At 41.5% G+C, this 18,389-nt stretch carries 20 protein-coding genes, 1 tRNA gene and 1 riboswitch; of the genes, 8 read left to right on the plus strand and 13 right to left on the minus strand.

Features of this window, described 5'->3' with window-relative positions:
* Positions 1-14 precede the first annotated feature (14 nt).
* Positions 15-1,103, minus strand: coding sequence for a 6-phosphofructokinase (locus tag LKE40_03970; GenBank protein ID MCH3916618.1), 1,089 nt, complete (start codon positions 1,101-1,103; stop codon positions 15-17).
* 124 nt (positions 1,104-1,227) lie between these two features.
* Complete coding sequence (locus tag LKE40_03975) at positions 1,228-2,562, minus strand: C1 family peptidase (protein ID MCH3916619.1); 1,335 nt, start codon at positions 2,560-2,562, stop codon at positions 1,228-1,230.
* A gap of 127 nt (positions 2,563-2,689) precedes the next feature.
* A riboswitch (Fluoride riboswitch) is annotated at positions 2,690-2,759 on the plus strand.
* Positions 2,760-2,776: 17 nt separating this feature from the next.
* Between LKE40_03975 and LKE40_03980 the strand changes: the two genes are divergently transcribed.
* From LKE40_03980 to LKE40_03995, 4 genes are read left to right on the plus strand one after another with little or no spacing between them, the layout of a single operon-like run.
* On the plus strand, positions 2,777-3,202 hold the full coding sequence (locus tag LKE40_03980; GenBank protein ID MCH3916620.1) for a CrcB family protein: 426 nt from the start codon (positions 2,777-2,779) through the stop codon (positions 3,200-3,202).
* On the plus strand, positions 3,199-3,555 hold the full coding sequence (locus LKE40_03985) for a CrcB family protein (protein MCH3916621.1): 357 nt from the start codon (positions 3,199-3,201) through the stop codon (positions 3,553-3,555). Before LKE40_03980 ends, LKE40_03985 begins: the two co-directional genes overlap by 4 nt.
* 18 nt (positions 3,556-3,573) lie before the next feature.
* A complete protein-coding gene (locus LKE40_03990) occupies positions 3,574-3,924 on the plus strand; it encodes a DUF190 domain-containing protein (GenBank protein ID MCH3916622.1) in 351 nt (116 codons plus the stop codon).
* Positions 3,925-3,935: 11 nt separating this feature from the next.
* On the plus strand, positions 3,936-4,769 hold the full coding sequence (locus tag LKE40_03995; GenBank protein ID MCH3916623.1) for a thioesterase: 834 nt from the start codon (positions 3,936-3,938) through the stop codon (positions 4,767-4,769).
* A gap of 16 nt (positions 4,770-4,785) precedes the next feature.
* On the opposite strand, the gene LKE40_04000 is transcribed toward LKE40_03995, so the two are convergent.
* The gene (locus LKE40_04000) at positions 4,786-5,244 is read right to left on the minus strand and encodes a pyrimidine dimer DNA glycosylase/endonuclease V (protein ID MCH3916624.1); all 459 of its coding nucleotides are present in this window, start codon (positions 5,242-5,244) and stop codon (positions 4,786-4,788) included.
* A gap of 591 nt (positions 5,245-5,835) precedes the next feature.
* On the opposite strand from LKE40_04000, the gene LKE40_04005 reads away from it, so the two are divergent.
* Positions 5,836-6,792 carry a MarR family transcriptional regulator gene (locus tag LKE40_04005; protein MCH3916625.1) on the plus strand — a complete coding sequence of 319 codons (957 nt, stop codon included), beginning with the start codon at positions 5,836-5,838 and terminating at the stop codon, positions 6,790-6,792.
* 238 nt (positions 6,793-7,030) lie between these two features.
* Entirely contained in the window at positions 7,031-7,660 is a 630-nt protein-coding gene (locus tag LKE40_04010; protein ID MCH3916626.1) for a chloramphenicol acetyltransferase, read from the plus strand.
* A gap of 129 nt (positions 7,661-7,789) precedes the next feature.
* On the opposite strand, the gene LKE40_04015 is transcribed toward LKE40_04010, so the two are convergent.
* Positions 7,790-8,446, minus strand: coding sequence for a flavodoxin family protein (locus LKE40_04015; protein ID MCH3916627.1), 657 nt, complete (start codon positions 8,444-8,446; stop codon positions 7,790-7,792).
* 225 nt (positions 8,447-8,671) lie between these two features.
* Between LKE40_04015 and LKE40_04020 the strand changes: the two genes are divergently transcribed.
* Complete coding sequence (locus tag LKE40_04020; protein ID MCH3916628.1) at positions 8,672-9,091, plus strand: GNAT family N-acetyltransferase; 420 nt, start codon at positions 8,672-8,674, stop codon at positions 9,089-9,091.
* Positions 9,092-9,207: 116 nt separating this feature from the next.
* A complete protein-coding gene (locus LKE40_04025; protein MCH3916629.1) occupies positions 9,208-10,104 on the plus strand; it encodes a DMT family transporter in 897 nt (298 codons plus the stop codon).
* Between the two features lie 70 nt (positions 10,105-10,174).
* Here LKE40_04025 and LKE40_04030 read toward each other — a convergent pair whose 3' ends face one another.
* From LKE40_04030 to LKE40_04070, 9 genes are all read right to left on the minus strand, one after another.
* Positions 10,175-11,173 carry a virulence RhuM family protein gene (locus LKE40_04030; protein ID MCH3916630.1) on the minus strand — a complete coding sequence of 333 codons (999 nt, stop codon included), beginning with the start codon at positions 11,171-11,173 and terminating at the stop codon, positions 10,175-10,177.
* An 850-nt stretch (positions 11,174-12,023) separates the two neighbouring features.
* Complete coding sequence (locus LKE40_04035; protein MCH3916631.1) at positions 12,024-12,356, minus strand: hypothetical protein; 333 nt, start codon at positions 12,354-12,356, stop codon at positions 12,024-12,026.
* A 1,098-nt stretch (positions 12,357-13,454) separates the two neighbouring features.
* Complete coding sequence (locus LKE40_04040) at positions 13,455-13,886, minus strand: hypothetical protein (GenBank protein ID MCH3916632.1); 432 nt, start codon at positions 13,884-13,886, stop codon at positions 13,455-13,457.
* Positions 13,883-14,221 (minus strand): STAS-like domain-containing protein, encoded by a 339-nt coding sequence (locus LKE40_04045; protein ID MCH3916633.1) that lies wholly within the window; start codon positions 14,219-14,221, stop codon positions 13,883-13,885. Before LKE40_04045 ends, LKE40_04040 begins: the two co-directional genes overlap by 4 nt.
* Before the next feature lie 8 nt (positions 14,222-14,229).
* A complete protein-coding gene (locus LKE40_04050; protein MCH3916634.1) occupies positions 14,230-14,769 on the minus strand; it encodes a hypothetical protein in 540 nt (179 codons plus the stop codon).
* A gap of 51 nt (positions 14,770-14,820) precedes the next feature.
* Positions 14,821-15,033: a hypothetical protein gene (locus LKE40_04055; protein ID MCH3916635.1), complete on the minus strand. Its 213-nt coding sequence runs from the start codon at positions 15,031-15,033 to the stop codon at positions 14,821-14,823.
* A complete protein-coding gene (locus tag LKE40_04060) occupies positions 15,003-16,817 on the minus strand; it encodes a transposase (GenBank protein MCH3916636.1) in 1,815 nt (604 codons plus the stop codon). The genes LKE40_04055 and LKE40_04060 overlap by 31 nt, the downstream gene beginning before the upstream one ends.
* Positions 16,818-16,957: 140 nt before the next feature.
* Positions 16,958-17,479: a hypothetical protein gene (locus tag LKE40_04065; protein ID MCH3916637.1), complete on the minus strand. Its 522-nt coding sequence runs from the start codon at positions 17,477-17,479 to the stop codon at positions 16,958-16,960.
* A 601-nt stretch (positions 17,480-18,080) separates the two neighbouring features.
* Positions 18,081-18,165, minus strand: a tRNA-Leu gene (locus tag LKE40_04070).
* Positions 18,166-18,389 lie beyond the last annotated feature (224 nt).

The raw sequence follows: 18,389 nt of genomic DNA on the forward strand, positions 1-18,389 counted from the left end.
ATTTGATCGCCCGGTCAAAGTCTGAAGCCTTTGCCGTCCCCGATGCTGATACCGATTCCCCTGGCAATATTTACCATCTGATGATCAGTCGGTATATATTTTGTCTTTCCCGCAATATCACTGAGCAGGTTATAAGTAATTTTGTCATCTTTTATGGCAATTGTAGTACCGAACTTGCCTTCCATTGCCAGCCGTCCGGCATAACTGCCCATTTCAGAAGAAAGCAATCTATCGTAGGCACTTGGATTTCCGCCACGCTGCAGATGTCCAGGCACGACTATCCGGGTTTCTACTCCACAGTTTTCACTGATATACTGTGCAAGGAATTTTGTCGATGTAAGCTCCCCTCTTCTGGAAGCCAACCGTTCGCCTTTCTTCATCTGGCTTTCAGCTTTTGTCATTGCACCTTCTGCTATGGCAATGATATTGAAGGCACTGCCTTTTGCTATACGGCGATTGACTGCCTTTGCTACCTCCTCCGGTTCATAGGGAAATTCCGGAAGCAGGATGATATCTGCTCCACCTGCAATACCAGCATAGAGCGTCAGCCAACCGACTTTGTTACCCATGAGCTCAATGAGCATGGTCCGGCCATGGCTGGCTGCGGTGGTATGGATCTTATCGATGCAGTCGGTAGCAATATCAACTGCCGTATGGAAGCCAAAAGTAACATCAGTCCCCCAGATATCATTGTCTATCGTCTTGGGCAGACCAATGACATTCAGACCGGCACGTGAAAGCAACCCAGCTGTCTTATGGGTTCCTGCCCCGCCCAAGGTAACCAACAGATCCAGTCCAAGGTCCCTGTAGGTCTTTACCATCATATCGAGCTTTGATACCCCGTTACGATCTTCTACGGTCATCTGCTTGAATGGTTGGCGTGATGTACCAAGGATAGTACCGCCGACATTGAGAATACCTGAAAAGTCCTTGGCCTCAAGTACCCTGGTTTCATTGTTGATAAGGCCGGAATATCCATCCGTGATACCGATAAGCCGCACTCCGTTCATCTGGTTGAGGACGAACTTCCCGAACCCTCTGATCACCGCATTCAATCCCGGGCAATCACCACCGCTTGTCAAGATACCTATCTTCATTCCCATATTTGCTCCTTTTCGATATATACTCTCTCCTTCATCATAGAGGAGAAAAAGGCCATCACGAAAGAAAAAAATCATATATGCAGAAAAATCAGCCCCACTCCATCGTTGGAGCAGGGCTGATATATTACAATGCCAGACTTCCCATCGGATCCCATGGTTCCAAAACAATTGGTTCCAAGGCAAGCATCTGTTGCTGGTCGGCAGTCAGATACTTCTTGTCTATGACAATTTGATATACAAACTGGTCAAACCAACTGTCAGACATGACAAAGTATCCTTTGTCACCGGGTTCTTCTCCCCAACTGTTCTCGACTTTCCAACGATCAGGTTTGCCATTCTCATCAAGATTGACGCCGGTAAGGACCATGGCATGGGTCATGCGGCTGTCACCATAGTCAAGCCTTTGTGCTTTTGTAAGCGGAAAATCAGTGGAGAACAAGCCTGAGATATCATGTATGCCCACATCCATGATGCCGGTATCACGATCACTGCACTTGCCGACATCCGAACCGAACCAGACCACCTTGCCATCCCGCATCTGGGCCAAAGCCGCCTGTTTCAGCGCATCAACAGAAAGGTTGAGATATCTCACAGGCCTGCCACCTACGACATTGCCCAAGAACCTGACGGTATACATCTTGTCATAAGGTTTGTCAGCTGTAGGAGCATTGATCAGGCTGATATACCTATCAAGATCCATGCTGACATATTCCTTGTAGAACTGCTGTGGCGTAATATCCTTTATCCTGATGAATTTGTCATCCTTGTCCCTGGTTTCAAAGGTAAAGGATACCGGCGGCTTGCCAAGGCTGATAGACAGCATCCGATAGACAGTTGCAATCATATCACCCTTCATTGCATAAAGCTTTTCCTCATCGGCCCCGTCCTTGGCAGCCTCACGCAGTTCACAGGCAAAACCTCGGAGTTTCGTGGTTAGCAAGCCATCCATAGTACGGGTTTCTGAAGATGATTTACTCTCTCCCATGCATTGTTTGGGTACGACACCATATTTTCTTACCAGATTGGCAAACATATCCCATTGCCCGCCGTCTCCAAGCGGATCGGTCAGCAAGAAAGCAACAGTTCTGCCGGACAAAGGCTCTTCCAAGGTCTCTATGATATTTTCCAAGAAATAATTGGATTTCTCCAATTTGTCATAGAACAAAGGATAGGATTGCGAAAGCTCGAAATTTTCAATATTGAGTTTCTTCATCACTTCTATCCGCATGACATTCAATGCAGAAAACATCCAGCATCTGCCTGATTTTTTCTGATTCGTTACTTTTCCAGCTTCAATCTGAGTTGAAAACTCATGTACTGCAGCGGCTTCATCCCCCTTGACAAGGCAAGTCGGAAAAATGCCATTGTTGACTGTAGCATGCATCAATGCTCGATTTTTCTTCATATCTTCAAACGCTGACTCAAATGAAGCCAGGTTTTCTGTAGCAATTGCTCTCACTATGATTCTCCTTTGCAGGTAGGCTGTATCCTATGCTACTGACACAATAATTCTGATTGCCATCAATTGCAAGCAAGCCATACTTCCGTCACTCCTCTGGAAGCAAAGAAAGAAATACGATATAGTCATGAGAGTCGGGAATGAAGTTCTCCCTTGGCATAGCCAGAAACGCAGCTGCTGATGACTTCTGAATACTACAGAAAGGATTTTGTACATGAAAAGATATCTGTTAATCGGATGCGGCGGTTTCCTGGGAGCTTTTTGTCGTGGCGCTGTCAAAAGTTTGGATTGGCCAGCAACTTTCGGCTCTTTCCCTTTGGCAACGTTGCTTATCAATCTGAGTGGTTCGTTTATTCTGGCCTTCATCCTGACGGTCACCCTTGAACTATGGCAGGCCGATCCAGATTTTCGCAATGCACTGACTGTCGGCTTCTGCGGTTCATTCACTACATTTTCAACATTTACGAAAGAGTTGTTCCATTTGTTGTCCCTAGGAAAATTGGTACAGGCAGGTCTTTATCTTGGTCTTTCCATTGCCATAGGACTGCTGATGAGCCTTGCCGGCATCTATCTTGCCAACTTACTCGCAGAGCGTCATGTCGAAAAGCCACGTATGCTGGAAAAGGAGGCAAAGGAATGAACATGCTTATCCTGATTGGTATCGGCGGATTTTTCGGCAGCATATCAAGATATATATTGGAACATGCAATTTCCTCCAAAGTCATGTCAGTCTTTCCGTTCGGAACCTTTACCATCAACTTGTTGGGTGCCTTTCTGCTAGGCATCGTTTCGGTAATAGGACATGGAAGTTCCTATGCCCTCCTCGGAGACGGGTTCCTTGGCGCTTTCACGACTTTTTCCACCTTTACGTATGGAGCTTTCCAATTGATGCTCAAGGGAGAACATTACTACTGTTTTCTTTACGTCTTTGGGTCTATACTATGCGGTACGGTGGCATTTGTCGCCGGGTTTGCCATAGGGCAGGCTATCTAGTATTCAAGGAGGTAATTCATGACAGTCACAGATTCTTGTCAGTTGTTACGAGTATATGTCAGTGAAGATACCCGCTATAAGGGTCACAGCCTATACAACGAAGTAGTATTCCTTCTGAAAGGAGAAGGTATCTGTGGTGTAACCGTCTATCGAGGCATTGCAGGCTATGGTGAAGGCAAAGTACTTCATACTACCCGGTTCATCGAAATGAGTTCAAGTCTGCCTATTATCATCGAAGCGGTAGATACCAAGGAAAAAATCACCGCAGCATTGCCGAAAGTAAAAGAAATGGTCATGGAAGGCCTCGTGATAGTCCAGGACATACAATTGATTTCCTATGGCAAAGCCAATCAGAAAGAAACAAAATAAGGAGCAACAACATGGATAGTACTACGACAGGAAGCTGCGTTGGCGGCTGTATGGGAAAAGACAGAGTCTATAGACAGGACTTTCCTTTTTATTCTTTCAATGCAGACCGCCATAACCAGGCAGATCTTGTCTGGTATTTTCAGATTCTCCAGGAAATCAGCCTGAAACATTCACAGCATGTCGGTTTGGGATGGGAAGAGTTGGAAAAGAAGGGTCTTGCATGGGTTGCCTTCAGAAATATCATTGAAATTGACAGATATGTCAGGTGGCCGCAGACGGTAAGGGTCGAGACATGGGCCGGCAGCATCTACAAGCTCTATTTTCCAAGGATGGTAAGGGCTTTTGACGAAGCAGGAAACAGACTGTTTGAGTCCCACAGCTACTGGTTGCTCCTGGATAGAAACAGACATGGCCGTCCGGTACCGCCTGCACCTTATCTTGCTATCTATGGTGTTCCTGAAAGTACAGATTTCAGCAGACCGACAGGCTTCCCTTCTCGCCTTGTCCCAGACGAAGAACTCCCACAGGCCAATGTGTTCATGCCACCGATCCTGTACCAGGATACGGACTTCAACATGCATGTCAATAACATTACCTATGTAAAGTGGTTCATTGAGTCTATGCCTGAGACCTTCAGGGATACCCACAAAGCCTGTTTCATGGATATAAACTGGAACAAGCAGACATTTTCCAGCGATGTAATAAAGATCATCACATCAAGCAAGGATGGTACAATGCAGCAGGATTCCTTCCAACACTACCTTGAAAAGACTGATAAAGAAGGAAACACCACCATTTCCAGTTGCTGTATGACGAAGTGGAAGGCACGGGAAGAAATGTCCTGAAAAGAACGAAGTCCGTCTATCGGGTCAACCGATGGATGTCCTCGCCCTCCAAGCTGAATATCCATGGAATGGAAAACTTTGCTGTCAGCAATGCCCATTCCTGCGGCAGGATCCGGCCATAATCGAATTTTTCCTGCAGGTTCAAAAGGCATTGCAGTAAATAACGCTCATTCATCTTTACTGCAAAGATATCCTCATACATAACCGGATGGCAGGAAAAATGATGACTAAAATGTTCCATCCTGTTTGTCGTCATAGGACCGGCCATATATCCTCGTCGTAGGAATTCATCCAAGACAAGCCTATGGTATGCAAGCAACTCACAGGGCGAACTGTCATTGACAAAACCAATCACAGGGTTACGTACCTGTCCTTTTGAAAGCAATACGCTTTCCATGGCGGCACACTCCCTGTTTTGTCCTAGGAGCTGTTGCCGTGGCAAGACATCGATAAGAGCTTTATGCCATAAGCGCATCTTTGTTCCTCCTGATATTGCCTACCCTAAAATAAAAAGACAATTGCTTCAACTTCACTCGACACAAGAAACAAAGCAAAACAAGCACATGAAAATTTCTATTCCTTGGTTTCCTGTTTGTAGCTGATACCTTCAGCATACTTCCCTCTACCGGAGATGTCTACAAGAAATTATTCACATCCAGTACTATGCGAAATGGATATAGCTTATGGAAATCACAGACTATCAACAGCATGGAAGCAAACTGCTATCCTTATACAAAAAAGAGATATAAGCATCTATGCTTACGGTGATGAACATAAGGAAAAAAACAGCTGGCCAAATTTCAAAAATATCAAGATAGCAAGCCAAATTGCAGTAATGAAAACTAAAATCTTCGGCAGTTTAATAACCTATCATAGTATATAGTATCCTATTAAAGCCAAACATAATCATACCGTTGAGAATCTTCATGACTGATGGCTTTGTCATTCATGTTTATCTTAGTTTTCAATGTATACTTCACGAATTATAAACAATATAATTATTATAATTTCATGTTTTAACTTAATAGTTGATATTTAACATAATAAGAGTTAAAATATATTTGAAATGTTAGAAGGAATTTCTATAGATTATATCGAAACAACATTAGGAATGAAAACAAGCTATCAGCAATGGCCCCATGAATCAGAACTACCTTACTATCTCCGAGATCGTTATGAATTTTCACAAGCGACAATCGGCAATATAAAGACTATTTTTGTCTATCCAAAAATGAATTTGGACCAAATGGGCTCGGTAAAAAAGCAAATTAGCAGGATACAGAAAATTGAACCATTGCCGGTTGTCTTCGTTCTCAAAAGCATTGATCGCAATCGCAGAACTTATATGATCTCTGCAAAAATTCCTTTCATTGTGCCAAATAATCAAATCTACCTCCCCTTCATGGGAATAGTTCTCCAAGACAGATTCAAAACTGAAAAGATCCCGATGATACGATTACAGCCTTCAACACAAGTCTTGTTTTTCCATTTCCTGTATCAAAAACAAAATTTGATTTACCTGAACGATGTTGCACATATGCTCGGATATTCGGCAATGACAATCAGCAGGGCAGCATCACAACTGGAACAAACAGGATTGTTTGGAACACAAAAAGACGGCCTCAGAAAAATACTGATCAGTCGATATAATGGGCAACAATTGTTCAGAAAAATGTTACCTTATCTGATATCGCCTGTGCACAAGACAATTTTCATAGAAAAGAAAAACAATTTATCCAAATTATATTCTGCCGGCATATCAGCATTGTCAGGAAAAAGCATGCTCAATCCACCTGCGGTGAAGTGCTATGCAACCAGAAAAGAACAGAACTGGGAAAAAACCAATATATTAATGGATGCAGACATTCAGGTCCAAGTTGAATTATGGAAATATGATCCCGGTATCTTAGGAAAGAACGGTATCGTCGATACGCTTTCACTTGCCATGGCATTAAAAGATAACCAAGATGAACGCGTCAAGGAAGCTTTGGACAAAACACTGAATCAAATTTGGGAGAATTGATAATGATACAGGGATTCGCAAGCTTCAGAGACTGGTTCTAAAAGTTTGAACATCAATATGTAATCATAGGTGGCACAGCCTGTGAACTGCTGATGTCAGAGGAAGGATTGGACTTCAGGACAACAAAAGTTGCACAACTTCAGCATGAACTGTATTATAGCTGTTACTTATGTATCTCAAATCTCATTCATGAGGTTCTGTTTTCCAAAAAACACACAGGACAAAGGAATACAAAGACATGAACCAAGGCTACCAAGTAATTGATATGAACAATTGGAAACGAGCAATGCACTGCCAGATATTCAGGAATTGCATCGAACCGTCGTATTGCGTTACCTTTGAATTGGATATTACGAATTTTCTTAAAAAAATAAGGGAAAAAGGATATTCATTTACACCAGCCTTTGTATTCACCGTCTCAGCATGCGCAAACAGAATTGAAGAATTCCGCTATCGTTTCCTGGATGGGCAAGTCGTGCTCTATGACAGGATCAACACAGCTTTTATGTATCTAAACAAAGAAACCGAACTTTTCAAAGTAATCAGAGTAGAAATGCAAGATACCTTGGCACAATATGTCATCGCTGCAACCAAGAAAATAAAAGAACAGAAAGAATACTTTACAGATCCCCTGGGAAATGATGTATTTCAGTTTTCTTCTTTGCCTTGGGTATCATATACACATATTTCACATACGAATTCCGGGAAAAAAGATAATGCTACGCCCCTATTCGATTGGGGAAAATATTTTCAAAGAGACGGGAAATGGGTCTTGCCTTTTTCTGTACAGGTCCATCATTCTTTCGTAGATGGTATCCATATAGGGAAATTGGCAGATTCATTGCAAAAAAGCCTGGATATACTTTGAACTTACAACAGAGTATCCAAACTTCGCTACATGCAATAACCATCAAGGTCTGATGGACTCTACGCTTTTGAGATGTTTTCTCTTATAAAGACTTGCAGGCATTTGTTTTGTCTTCAGGAAGTCAGACGATCAGAGATTGAACGGTTTCCCAGAAGCCAGTTGTTCCCCCAGCTGAAAGGCACTCTGACAATCCTCATCAAAATGTGCATCCTTATAAGCCTTCTTCGCTTCCCCTGTAGCATTGGCTTCATATAAACTGTAATCGTCATATTGTGTGGTGTTATTGGCTAAAATCATCTTGCAAGAGCCGAATTCCCTGTCCAGTGTTTGTTTCGTACGTCCAAAAGTCACGTCATAACCAATCTTTTCAAATTGTTCAATCGGAATATTCATGGTATAGATAAGGCCCACAGGAATCCGACGAGGGAAATGGCTATGAGCATAATCTGCATAACTCAGGTATGGAAAACACAGCCGTTCAATAAGTGCACGGGTTGCTGCCGTTTCACTGCCATAATAGACAGGTGTACCGATCAGGATAGCATCGACATCATGGATTTTTTCCAATATCGGCCGCAAATCGTCCCTGACTACACAGACAATAGGACGTTCTTTATCCAGACGTTTGCATGAGAAACAACTGAGGTAACCGGAAAATTTCATTCTATATAAGTTGAAAACCTCGACGTCCGCTCCTTTTATACGAGCCCCCTGTATTGCGTTATCAAGCATGGTTGCCGTATTTCCTTTAAGACGGGGGCTTCCGTTGAATGCTAGGATTTTCACAAGCTTTTTCACCTCATTTCTCAACAAAAAAGAATATCATTCAAAAAGAATATAATTCTAGGTTTTCCATGATACATGGTTACTTGGATCATTTCCAATCTCTTATAGAAAATTCAACATATACAAAAGGTATTTCAGGTCATCTTCTGATCATCTCTGAAGATTCTGGACAAGCTGAAATATAAAATACCATGATTGATTCAAAATCAAAGGAAACCGGTACCTATGGAATTCAAACTGAATGAAAATCCCGATGAAACAGCAATCAATGAAATCCGACATAAATTACAGGATTATAACGACCCATATTGGGAAGTCGAAGACAGATATAAGTATGTATTGACCTTGAAAGACGAAACCGCTCTTGTGGGAGGTATCGTATTTACCATTTTCGGAGAATGGCTTGAACTTGATTTCTTCTGGATAGATGCATCAAGACGTCATCAAGGCTATGGAAAGGAATTACTCAAAAAAACAGAATCATTTGCAGTTTCAAAAGGATGTCGAATGTCTTTCCTCAATACGTTCAGTTTTCAAGCCCGTCCCTTTTATGAAAAGAATGGATATACAGTCGTATATACACAGAAAAATTATCCAATACGAAACACACGGTATTTCATGGAAAAATCTCTGAAAAAGGCATGAGGAATTACAGGCAAAAGAATTTGATCCTAAGCATCTAGCTCTACATTTTATTTGACAAGCTGAAGAGTAAAAGCTATAGTCCAGCCATTACAGGAATCTCTTTCAGGGAACAAACCATGAAAAAATCTGGCAAAGTCAATGATTTGGTAATCGGATATATACTCGTTGCCCTTTCGGCAATATGTTTTGGCATTATGCCGGTCCTTGCAAAGGTAGCCTATAATTCTGGCGAAGGAACTACAACACTCCTCTTCCTCCGCTTTGGAATCGGAGGTTCCTTACTGTTCTTTTTCAATCGGACAAAGAAAGCAAAGTCCCCTTCAAGGAAAAATATATTTGCACTCTTCCTACTTGGAGCCCTTGGCTATACCGGCCAATCCTTCTGCTATTTCACTGCATTGGAATTCGCATCTGCAAGTCTTGTGGCTTTGTTGCTGTATGTTTATCCGGCACTTGTCATCTTCATTTCAGCAATTTTCCTGCATGAGAAAATTACTTCCTCAAAAATGATAGCCTTGGTCTGTGCCTTGGTCGGATGCATGCTCATCCTAGGTTTCAAAGGAGAAAAAGATGCCAGAGGAATGGGCTTGGCACTTGCTTCAGCAGCAATCTATGCAATCTATATCATCTGCAGTTCCATGTTCGTAGAAAAGGAAACAGCAAGCATGTGTTCGGCCATTATCATGCTTTCAGCCTCTTTTTCCTTTGCCGTCATCCTTGGCTGCAGCAAGGGTTTCCAACTTCCAAAGACAGGGAAAGGGATACTTGCAACAATTGCAATTGCCCTCTTCTCAACCGTAGTTGCGTTCTGGGCATTCTTCTCAGGACTAGGACGTATCGGACCTACCGATACGTCACTTGTATCAACTTTGGAACCTTTGGTTACAGTCCTCTGTGCAATGCTGTTTTTAGGAGAACGACTCTCATCTATCAATATCTTGGGCGGGGTATGTATCATTCTCTCCCTCATTGTATCAGCTTTTCCATCCTATCGGAGCTCCCATACATTGTAGTATTGTACTGCTGAAGGAAACATATATGGACAGAAAAGATCTTACCGAAAAAATATGGTAAGCAGCCAAGTTACAACCACTCATTTTTTTGTTTGGACTTTTGCTCTAGGAACTTTATGCTTTCAAGATAGTCTTTTTCTACACTGCTGAGTGTCTTCGCCTGATATTTCTTATATTCTGTTTCAGCTTTATTCATCGCCTGAAAGTGACTGATTGTTCCATTGCCAGTCAATAGATTTTCTCCGGTGGATGTCAAAATACCATCCAAATGCTTTGACCAGTCTTCCATTTTCATAGGAATTTCTCTTTCAGCCTGTCTCTGGGCAAAATCCAGATACCCAGAAACAAGTTGCCCCATTGCTCGCAGTTCTTTTTCATTCAGATAGTTCTTGGCAGTTTTTGCCTCACGCAATGTCGGTTGCGTTCCTGAAAAAGTCATCAAGCCCATGTAATCTTTTTCAGCATCTGCACGATGGTAAATGACTTCAGCTGCTGTCTCACCAGAAATGGCATAATGGATTTTATTCTGAACCTTTTTGAAAAACTGAATGGAGACATCAGCCTTCGGATTGTAATCAATACTTGTAGCATAAATTTCAAGCACCTGGCGATAGAACACTTTCTCTGATGCCCGAATGTCTCGAATTCTTTCCAGAAGTTCTTTGAAATATCCTCCACCGCCTAATTTCTTCAGGCGGTCATCGTCCATTGCAAAACCCTTTTTTATGTATTCTTTCAGGACACCTGTTGCCCAGATACGAAACTGTACACCTCGCTGTGATTTCACACGGTATCCCACGGAAATAATTACATCAAGATTGTAGAAATCCACCTGATATGTTTTTCCGTCAGAAGCAGTGTAGGCAAATTTTGCCCACACTGAATTTTTGTCCAGTTCTCCTTCCTTGAATATATTTCTCACATGCTTTCCGATAACACTTTTATCACGTTGAAACAATTCAGCCATCTGATCCAGGGAAAGCCATACAGTTTCATTCTGCATATTAACATCTATTTTTGTCAGACCATCTTCTGTTTGGTATATTACGATTTCTCCGTGATTGTCCATTGCAGCTTCCCCCAATCCGTTTATCTCTCCTTCATAATAACATAATTTTTAGTCAAAGTTGTTTACAGTATAAAACTTGTGTATATTAAAACAGATAAATATCGTTTTCCCTTATCTGTATTCATTTCACCCAATCAAAACACTTCTATTTTCGGGTCATTTTTTGATATTGGCTAATTTCTAATTTGTGTAGTACAGAGCTGCTATGCTTTGTTCAAAAGTGTAAATGACAAAAATTTGTCTGCCCTAATCCAGCTATTCTTTACTGACATAACTAAACAATCCAGTATCAAGGAATATACTATAACTATGTTGCAAATGACTTTTCTACAAGACATATAATCAAATCTTAATTTATTTTGTCTACAATAAACCTGTACTTACTCAAAAATCAGCTTTCCCAAAAACTTAACAACAAGAGTTTTCTCTTCATTCTGACTATTTCATCAAGGGATTTGTTAACAGACGCTGCTTAGGATAAAAAGCACGCGTGTTACTAAAGGACAAATACAACATGATATTCGTCAGAAACGAATATACGGGAGAACTTAGTCATAGGCTCAGGCAAGGACATATGAAATGAAGAAGACTTGCACACCACCAGTCAAATTCGCACTTCCCTCAACAAGGAACTTCAGATGGTGTCCAAACATAATTTGTAAGCTTGTTTTCTTCTTTATGACGATACTTCTCATCAAAAAGCAGAAGACAAACCCCAAGAAGCTGAAGCTTCAGGAACTTCCTTTGTGTAATAAGACTTAATCAAGGAATAGGACAGAACAGTGGCCGTATCGGGTGAAACACTGCTAACTCTATCAAAGTTTGTAATAATCCTTTCACTTTCTATGATTTATTCTTCCCGTTCTGCTGGTATTGTATTTTTACTTGATCGGAAGAATATATCGTCCTTGATATCTTCCATTAGAATTTGGATCAACTCCAGCTTCTTGCTGGATAATACAACGGCCTTCTCAACGGAATCCATCCAAAACAATACCGCGGATATAAAGGCAGAAATAATACCGCCGACCAAGAATGAATAGATCTTGAAACTAGCAACTAATTTAAGCATATTCCCATCAAAAAGATCAGATGTATTGTTGGAACAACCTATCAAACAATTTAGGCAAAGCGCAAACAAAACCACAGAAATAATCGCAAATATGACACCGAAAAATTTCATAAGTAACTCCCTTCAACATAACATGAGAATAAATCGAAATACTATCAATCCATTCTTTTACCTAATAAATTATCATGGTATATATCTGTTGCCATCAGTTCATATCGGTAATCTTTGTATTTTGTTAAAATTTTGTCACTCCTTATAACTTGGATATAGCAGGCAACGCCAAAGTATGATTGGAATTCAAAGGTGACAAAGTCGTCTGTCGATTGTACAAATTTGTCCTCTATGGTACTGATGCCTTGGAGCTCAGAATATAAAGTCCCCTCTGAGTAAGTTCCAAAGTACTTCCAACCAAGGCAACATGTCTTTAGCTTCTAAAATTAAGATACAATTGCTTATAGTCACTTTTTTTCTTACCTTGATTATTCACATACTCTGCTATCTCGCTTGTATTCGTATATTTCCCGACACTTTCCACAAACTGATATACTATGTAAAAAAGCATCAACACTCGCTTTTGCTTATTCTTGCAACTCCCGCAACTTATCCTAAGTTTAAGGCTTCCATACGGTAAGTCACAAAATGTATGGATTTTAGCCATCAACGACGTACAGTGCAGATTGAAACTAATAAAAAATAATCGCATTCATTGATCCACCGCAGAAAGAAGAAACTTTTGCAGCCGTAAAACATTTTATGTTCAACAAAATTCATACTATAGATCTAAAACTAATCTTTAAACCTAAAGAAGTCATCTTTTACTGCTACTGCTACTGTACATTTGAGCACTACAGCCCTAATAAAATCATCAATGCCAGAGAATTTTAAGTGTTGCTCTAACAGAGAATTTGATTACACAAAGTTTAAAACCCAGTGGAAGAAGAAAAGTCAAAATTAGAACGATGACACAATATTATTACTATAGCTTATTGATCAACTCATTTGTTAATTACTTTTTACTGTTTAAGGACGTATCAAAACACAATAAAATCTGTGTATATTTAATTCAGATTAGGCTGGATTTTAGGTTCAACTTTTCTGAATTGCACAATGGTATCGCATATTATCTTTTCAGAGAAGGGTTTTATATCCTTTTCACATTTATTTTTCACCGCAGAAACTCACTTATCGGTCTACATCCATTCGCTAATACTAATTTATAAGTTGATTTTCTGCAGTACTTATGAGTAATTGGATATGTGAAATAAAATCACCATAATGCGTATTTGTTTCACCATCTTTTAAAAGAATTCTCTCATTATCAGGTTTCAAGACAATCTCTTTATAACTATTTTCCATAGCATCAGAAATCTGATTAAGCATCTTTTTTTTACAAAGAAATTGTTTCCCCTCATGTTTGAGAAAATTTTTTTCTCTTTCAAATACAAATTGAAAAGTATAATGATTTGCTTTACAAGGTTTACTTACCATCTCACCAATCTCTGAATAAAACGAAGCAAAGCGACAAAAAATATTTTCCCGTGCCAGATGCCATTCCTGCCGCCTCAAATGCAGCAAGGAAAATAAGTAGACAATAACAGCGCCTATGAATCCAGAAAGTAAATTAATCGCTACTTCCCTCATTTTTTTCTTTCAACCCTCATAGCCTCTTTTATATAATCAGTAACATCTTTTTCCCAAGACACAGGAATATGCACAAACTTAAGATTCGCAATTTGTTCTCCAAGACCATCTCGAACAGCTCCACCAAACGCCTCCTCCAAAAAGGAAGGGGAAAACATCTTTGTACCTCCAAAATCAATGGTAATTTCTTCGTCATTTTTTACTTTTTTTAGCCATGGTTCTAAAATATTCTTACGAAATTCTTCTCCTGAATTTGGACCAAGATCTTTAAAACGTGGCCCTTGATAGACATAATTAGGAGCTACTTCAGAAATCTTTAATATATTTTCTTTCATAGTAATTACTACCTCTTGGATTTATTTATAATATAGGAAATTGGAATAGAAAAATCAATGATTGATCCTTGAATGCATGTTTCTCTATCAGGCTTAGCCTCATCTATAACTCTGTCATTCTCTATACCTGCACGATACCATCCCCTCCCACTCATTATACCAATAGTTCCATCAACATCCTTTAAGGACTGGGTTGCTTTGGGCAACCCCAAACCTCTTCCTATAGTTTCTCCATTAACAATGCCCGATCGTCCTCCTGCTGCTAATTGAATAAGTTGAGAATCAGATGTTACTTGGTCCTTTATGGCTGAAAAAAATTGTTTTTTCTTTAAACTTTCTCTAAAACCTATCCCTTTATCGCAAACACAAAATTGATATTTATCATCTAGTGGATATAATCCAAATCCCAAATACCATTTTGTAAATTTAGCATCTTCATCATATGCATGCTCTCGACAGTTAAACAAAGCTTCAGAGATAGCAGTTGCAATAAGACTATTTTCGCCTTCATTTGAAAAAGATAAACATTTAGGAAGAATATCCTCCATTAAACCTTAGCTTCCACGAATTTTGACACTAAAAGTCGGAAACACTCCGGCTTATAGCTTGATCAGACGCATCACCTCTTCCATGGTCTTGCCGCTTTTGTCGATGGCTTCGAGAAGCTTGGCGACCTGCATCTCGCGACGTTTGTCTTGCAGATCCTTCAATTCCTTGAGGGCCTCGTCGTACCGGTTCTTCAACCTTCTGGCTTTCTCCTCCGCCTTCAGGATCTTGCCGTTCAGGCTTTCCATGCTGCTTGCTCTTGCCATTGGCGTTCCTCCTCGTCCTCGACCGTCGTGTCATTCCGGATGTCGTCATCGGGAGCCCCGTTTCTGATGTCTGCCGTGTCGATGGCGGCCAGATGCTTGGAGAGATCCATGCAGGCACTTCTCATATCATCGGCACTCAGTCCGAAGACCGAGAGTATTTCCTTCTGCCTGGCGGTAATGGCATGGTCCAGACGGTATATGCCGTCGCCGATCCTGATCAACTCGATCTTCTCGAGCTCGGTGATGACCGAAACGACATTCAGGTAGTTGCGTTTCCTCCCGGTTGCCTGCACATGATCGCAGATACAGGCGTGGAACCGGCTGCGGACAATCAGGGCGAAGAACTCGATGAAAAGCCTTGAGCGGAGGGAGGCTTCGGACTGTACCCGTTCGGCCCTGCTTCCTATGAAGGTCTTGTCGGCTGCAAACAGCTTTTCGGAGCTATCCCGGGCCTTGTACAGGAGCAAGGCCTCCCGTGCACTCATTCTGTCGGACGATATGATGCAGAAGTATCCGCACAGGTCGATGAGCCGTTCGGTAACTTCCGTCCTCTCGCGGTACATGACCAGGGTCTTCCCCTCCCCGAAGAAGGTGAGCTCGAAGTCCTGGAACCGTTCCATGTCCAGCTCGGCACAATCCTTCCCGACGAGGGCATCCAATTCGCACGACAGCTTCCTCAGCAGCATCTCGATCTTCGCACGCTCGACCGAATGGCGGAACGGGGAATAGTAGATATGGAAGAAACGATTTTCCCTGTCCCCTTCGTAGAGCTTCGCCTCGACGGTGGTCCCGTTCACCGAGTATTCCCAGAGGTGGTTCGCCCGTATGTTCTCGAATGTCCCCTTCACTCCGAGGACAATGGAGGAGACCAGTTTCTTCCTCCCCTTTGCCATGATGATGAACGAGTAGCCGTAGCGGTCCAGGTACTCGATGTTGGCCTTGCTGAAATATCCCCGGTCGAGGATGAAGCCGAGGTTCCGGTAGCCGAGCCCCCTCGCCTTGTCGACCATGTGCACCAGCTGCGAGACATCGACGATGGAACCCGGGTAGTCCTCGTAGAAGAGCGGGAGCTTCTCCTTGACGTCCAGGGCCACCGACAGGCCGAAGATCGGCTCGCCGTTGATGCCGCTTTTCGAATGCCCTCCTTCAACCATGGCGATGTCCCCCGCCTGGCAGAGCTTGTTGGAGGAGTCGTAGGAGATGTACACCTTCTTCCGGTGGTCCTTGTCGCCGTTCCACCATTCGGTGAAGGCGATGGTGTCATCCCGGCCGATAGTCTCTCTCAGCAGGTGGCCGACCTTGCTGTCGCTGTAGATCCGCATCTCCGGGGTGAAGAGGGGATGGCCGTATGCATGATCGGGATAATGCTGTGCCGAATTCCGCCCGGAGACGAGGAGATAGACGGCAAGGTCCATGACCAGCCCCCCATCCTTGCAGCCGAACCGGTCCTGCAACCACTGGAGCAGCCGGTGTTTCTCCAGTATCTTCCGTATCACCACATAGGTCCCGCACCGGAGGCAGCTGCTTCGCCCTCCCGTGTATTCGGGAACCTCCGCCGTCGTCGCATCCGGAAAGAACTCCCGGTACTTCTCGTTCGGGTACATCCGGGTGTCGTCTTTCGGGTCTTGCTTGCCTATGCATGCCCGCTTGGGTATCGTGTACTGCCTGTCCTTGTAGTAGATCCTGTCGTATTCGAAGTAGATGTAGAGGCTTCCGTCACGGCCTTTCTTACGGGTCATCTTGCCTTTCACATCGGGTATGGGTACGGTGAATTTCCGGTACATGGCAACCCCCTGTGTTTAGTGTTTCAATAACACTAAAAATATACCACGATTAGGCTGAAACCGCAAGTGCTGTCGTAAGGAAATCTGTTGTTTTACAAGGAATTATCTACTCCATGTCGGACCGGAGAATCTTTTTAGTGTCAAAAATTGCGGGAAGCTAAGGTTAAAAGCAAAGGAATATTCTTCTCTGATTCTTTGTCAAAATCATATAATTGCCAGCAGGTCAAATCTCGATATTTCTGGCATTTGACACCATACTCTCTAATTTTTAAGTATTGCAACACCGCTTGGGTTTTTTCATTTTTTGGTTTCTTAATCCAAGGTTTCCTTTTGTATGTAAACAAAAACTGATCATTAAAAGCTTTCAATGTCAAACCAGCGCGTAAAGAAATCGTTGTTACATTAGAAAAATCAAGAGAACAATTCGGAGTTCTTAATACATAATCAAGCTTTTCGATAAAATTCTTGGCAATTTTATCATCTGATAGAAAAAGCTTATCAGGTACAGAAACAAAAAAATCGGGCTTAATCCGCATTCGCTTTTTAAATTGACTATGTCGAATTTTCCATTTGATTACTTTTTCTTTCTGGGCAATTCGACATTGAGATGTATATTTTCTTTTATTTTTTCTTTCACAATAGACATTTCTTCCTAATGCCATACCTACCCCTTTCTACTGATACAAATACAATCAATAAGCTAATTAATAACATAACATATTCATATGAAACATTTACACCATTCCATTACCAGTTTAATTTGTCTGCTATTATTTCTATTATTAATTTCTATCGAATCAGTTAAACCTAACCCAATTCCAACATAAGGACAGCTAGCAAATAAAACAACATCAACATTGTTTTTCTCAAAATGTCTTATACAATGAACAATGGTAATAACTACCTAAATAATGAACTTGCCATGTGGTCTATAAAAGTGTATCACATAGCTAGGGTTGAATGGATTTTTCACTAAACAGCATTTATTTCCCAATAAAAAAATTTGGAATATCCATTACTGATTGTACCCTGCAAATAATTTCTATGAAATGTAAAAGCTAACATGTTCTTATCAGCTTTGATAATCAATGAAGTAACAAATTTTCTATGTTTAGAAACATAGTTCATTAATATTTAAAATCCATTGAATATGGTCAACGCATATCCACCGCAATAAAAATAACTATGCACTAATAAAAAAACTCCCAATCACCGTAGTAATCAGAAGAAAAAAAATTATCGAAATCTCTCAAAATTATAAATTGCGGACGACTGGACTTGAACCAGCACAGCATTTCTGCCACTAGCACCTCAAGCTAGCGTGTCTACCAAATTCCACCACGACCGCAGACAGTCCCATTCGGAACGATTGGAACAATACACGATGAACGGGCTAACGTCAAGATAGTATGGAGAAATATTGGAAAAATCTTAGGTTCTATAGGTATCTCTTTCGATTGTCTCTGATATTGGTTTCACCACCAGGATATCATATCCCCACTCTCTTCAGCACACGTAAGAAAACTTCATGGAAGTTATTGACATATGCCAATAATAAACCTATGATGATGC

The organism is Spirochaetia bacterium, from assembly GCA_022482625.1.
Lineage (GTDB): Bacteria > Spirochaetota > Spirochaetia > Sphaerochaetales > Sphaerochaetaceae > Pleomorphochaeta.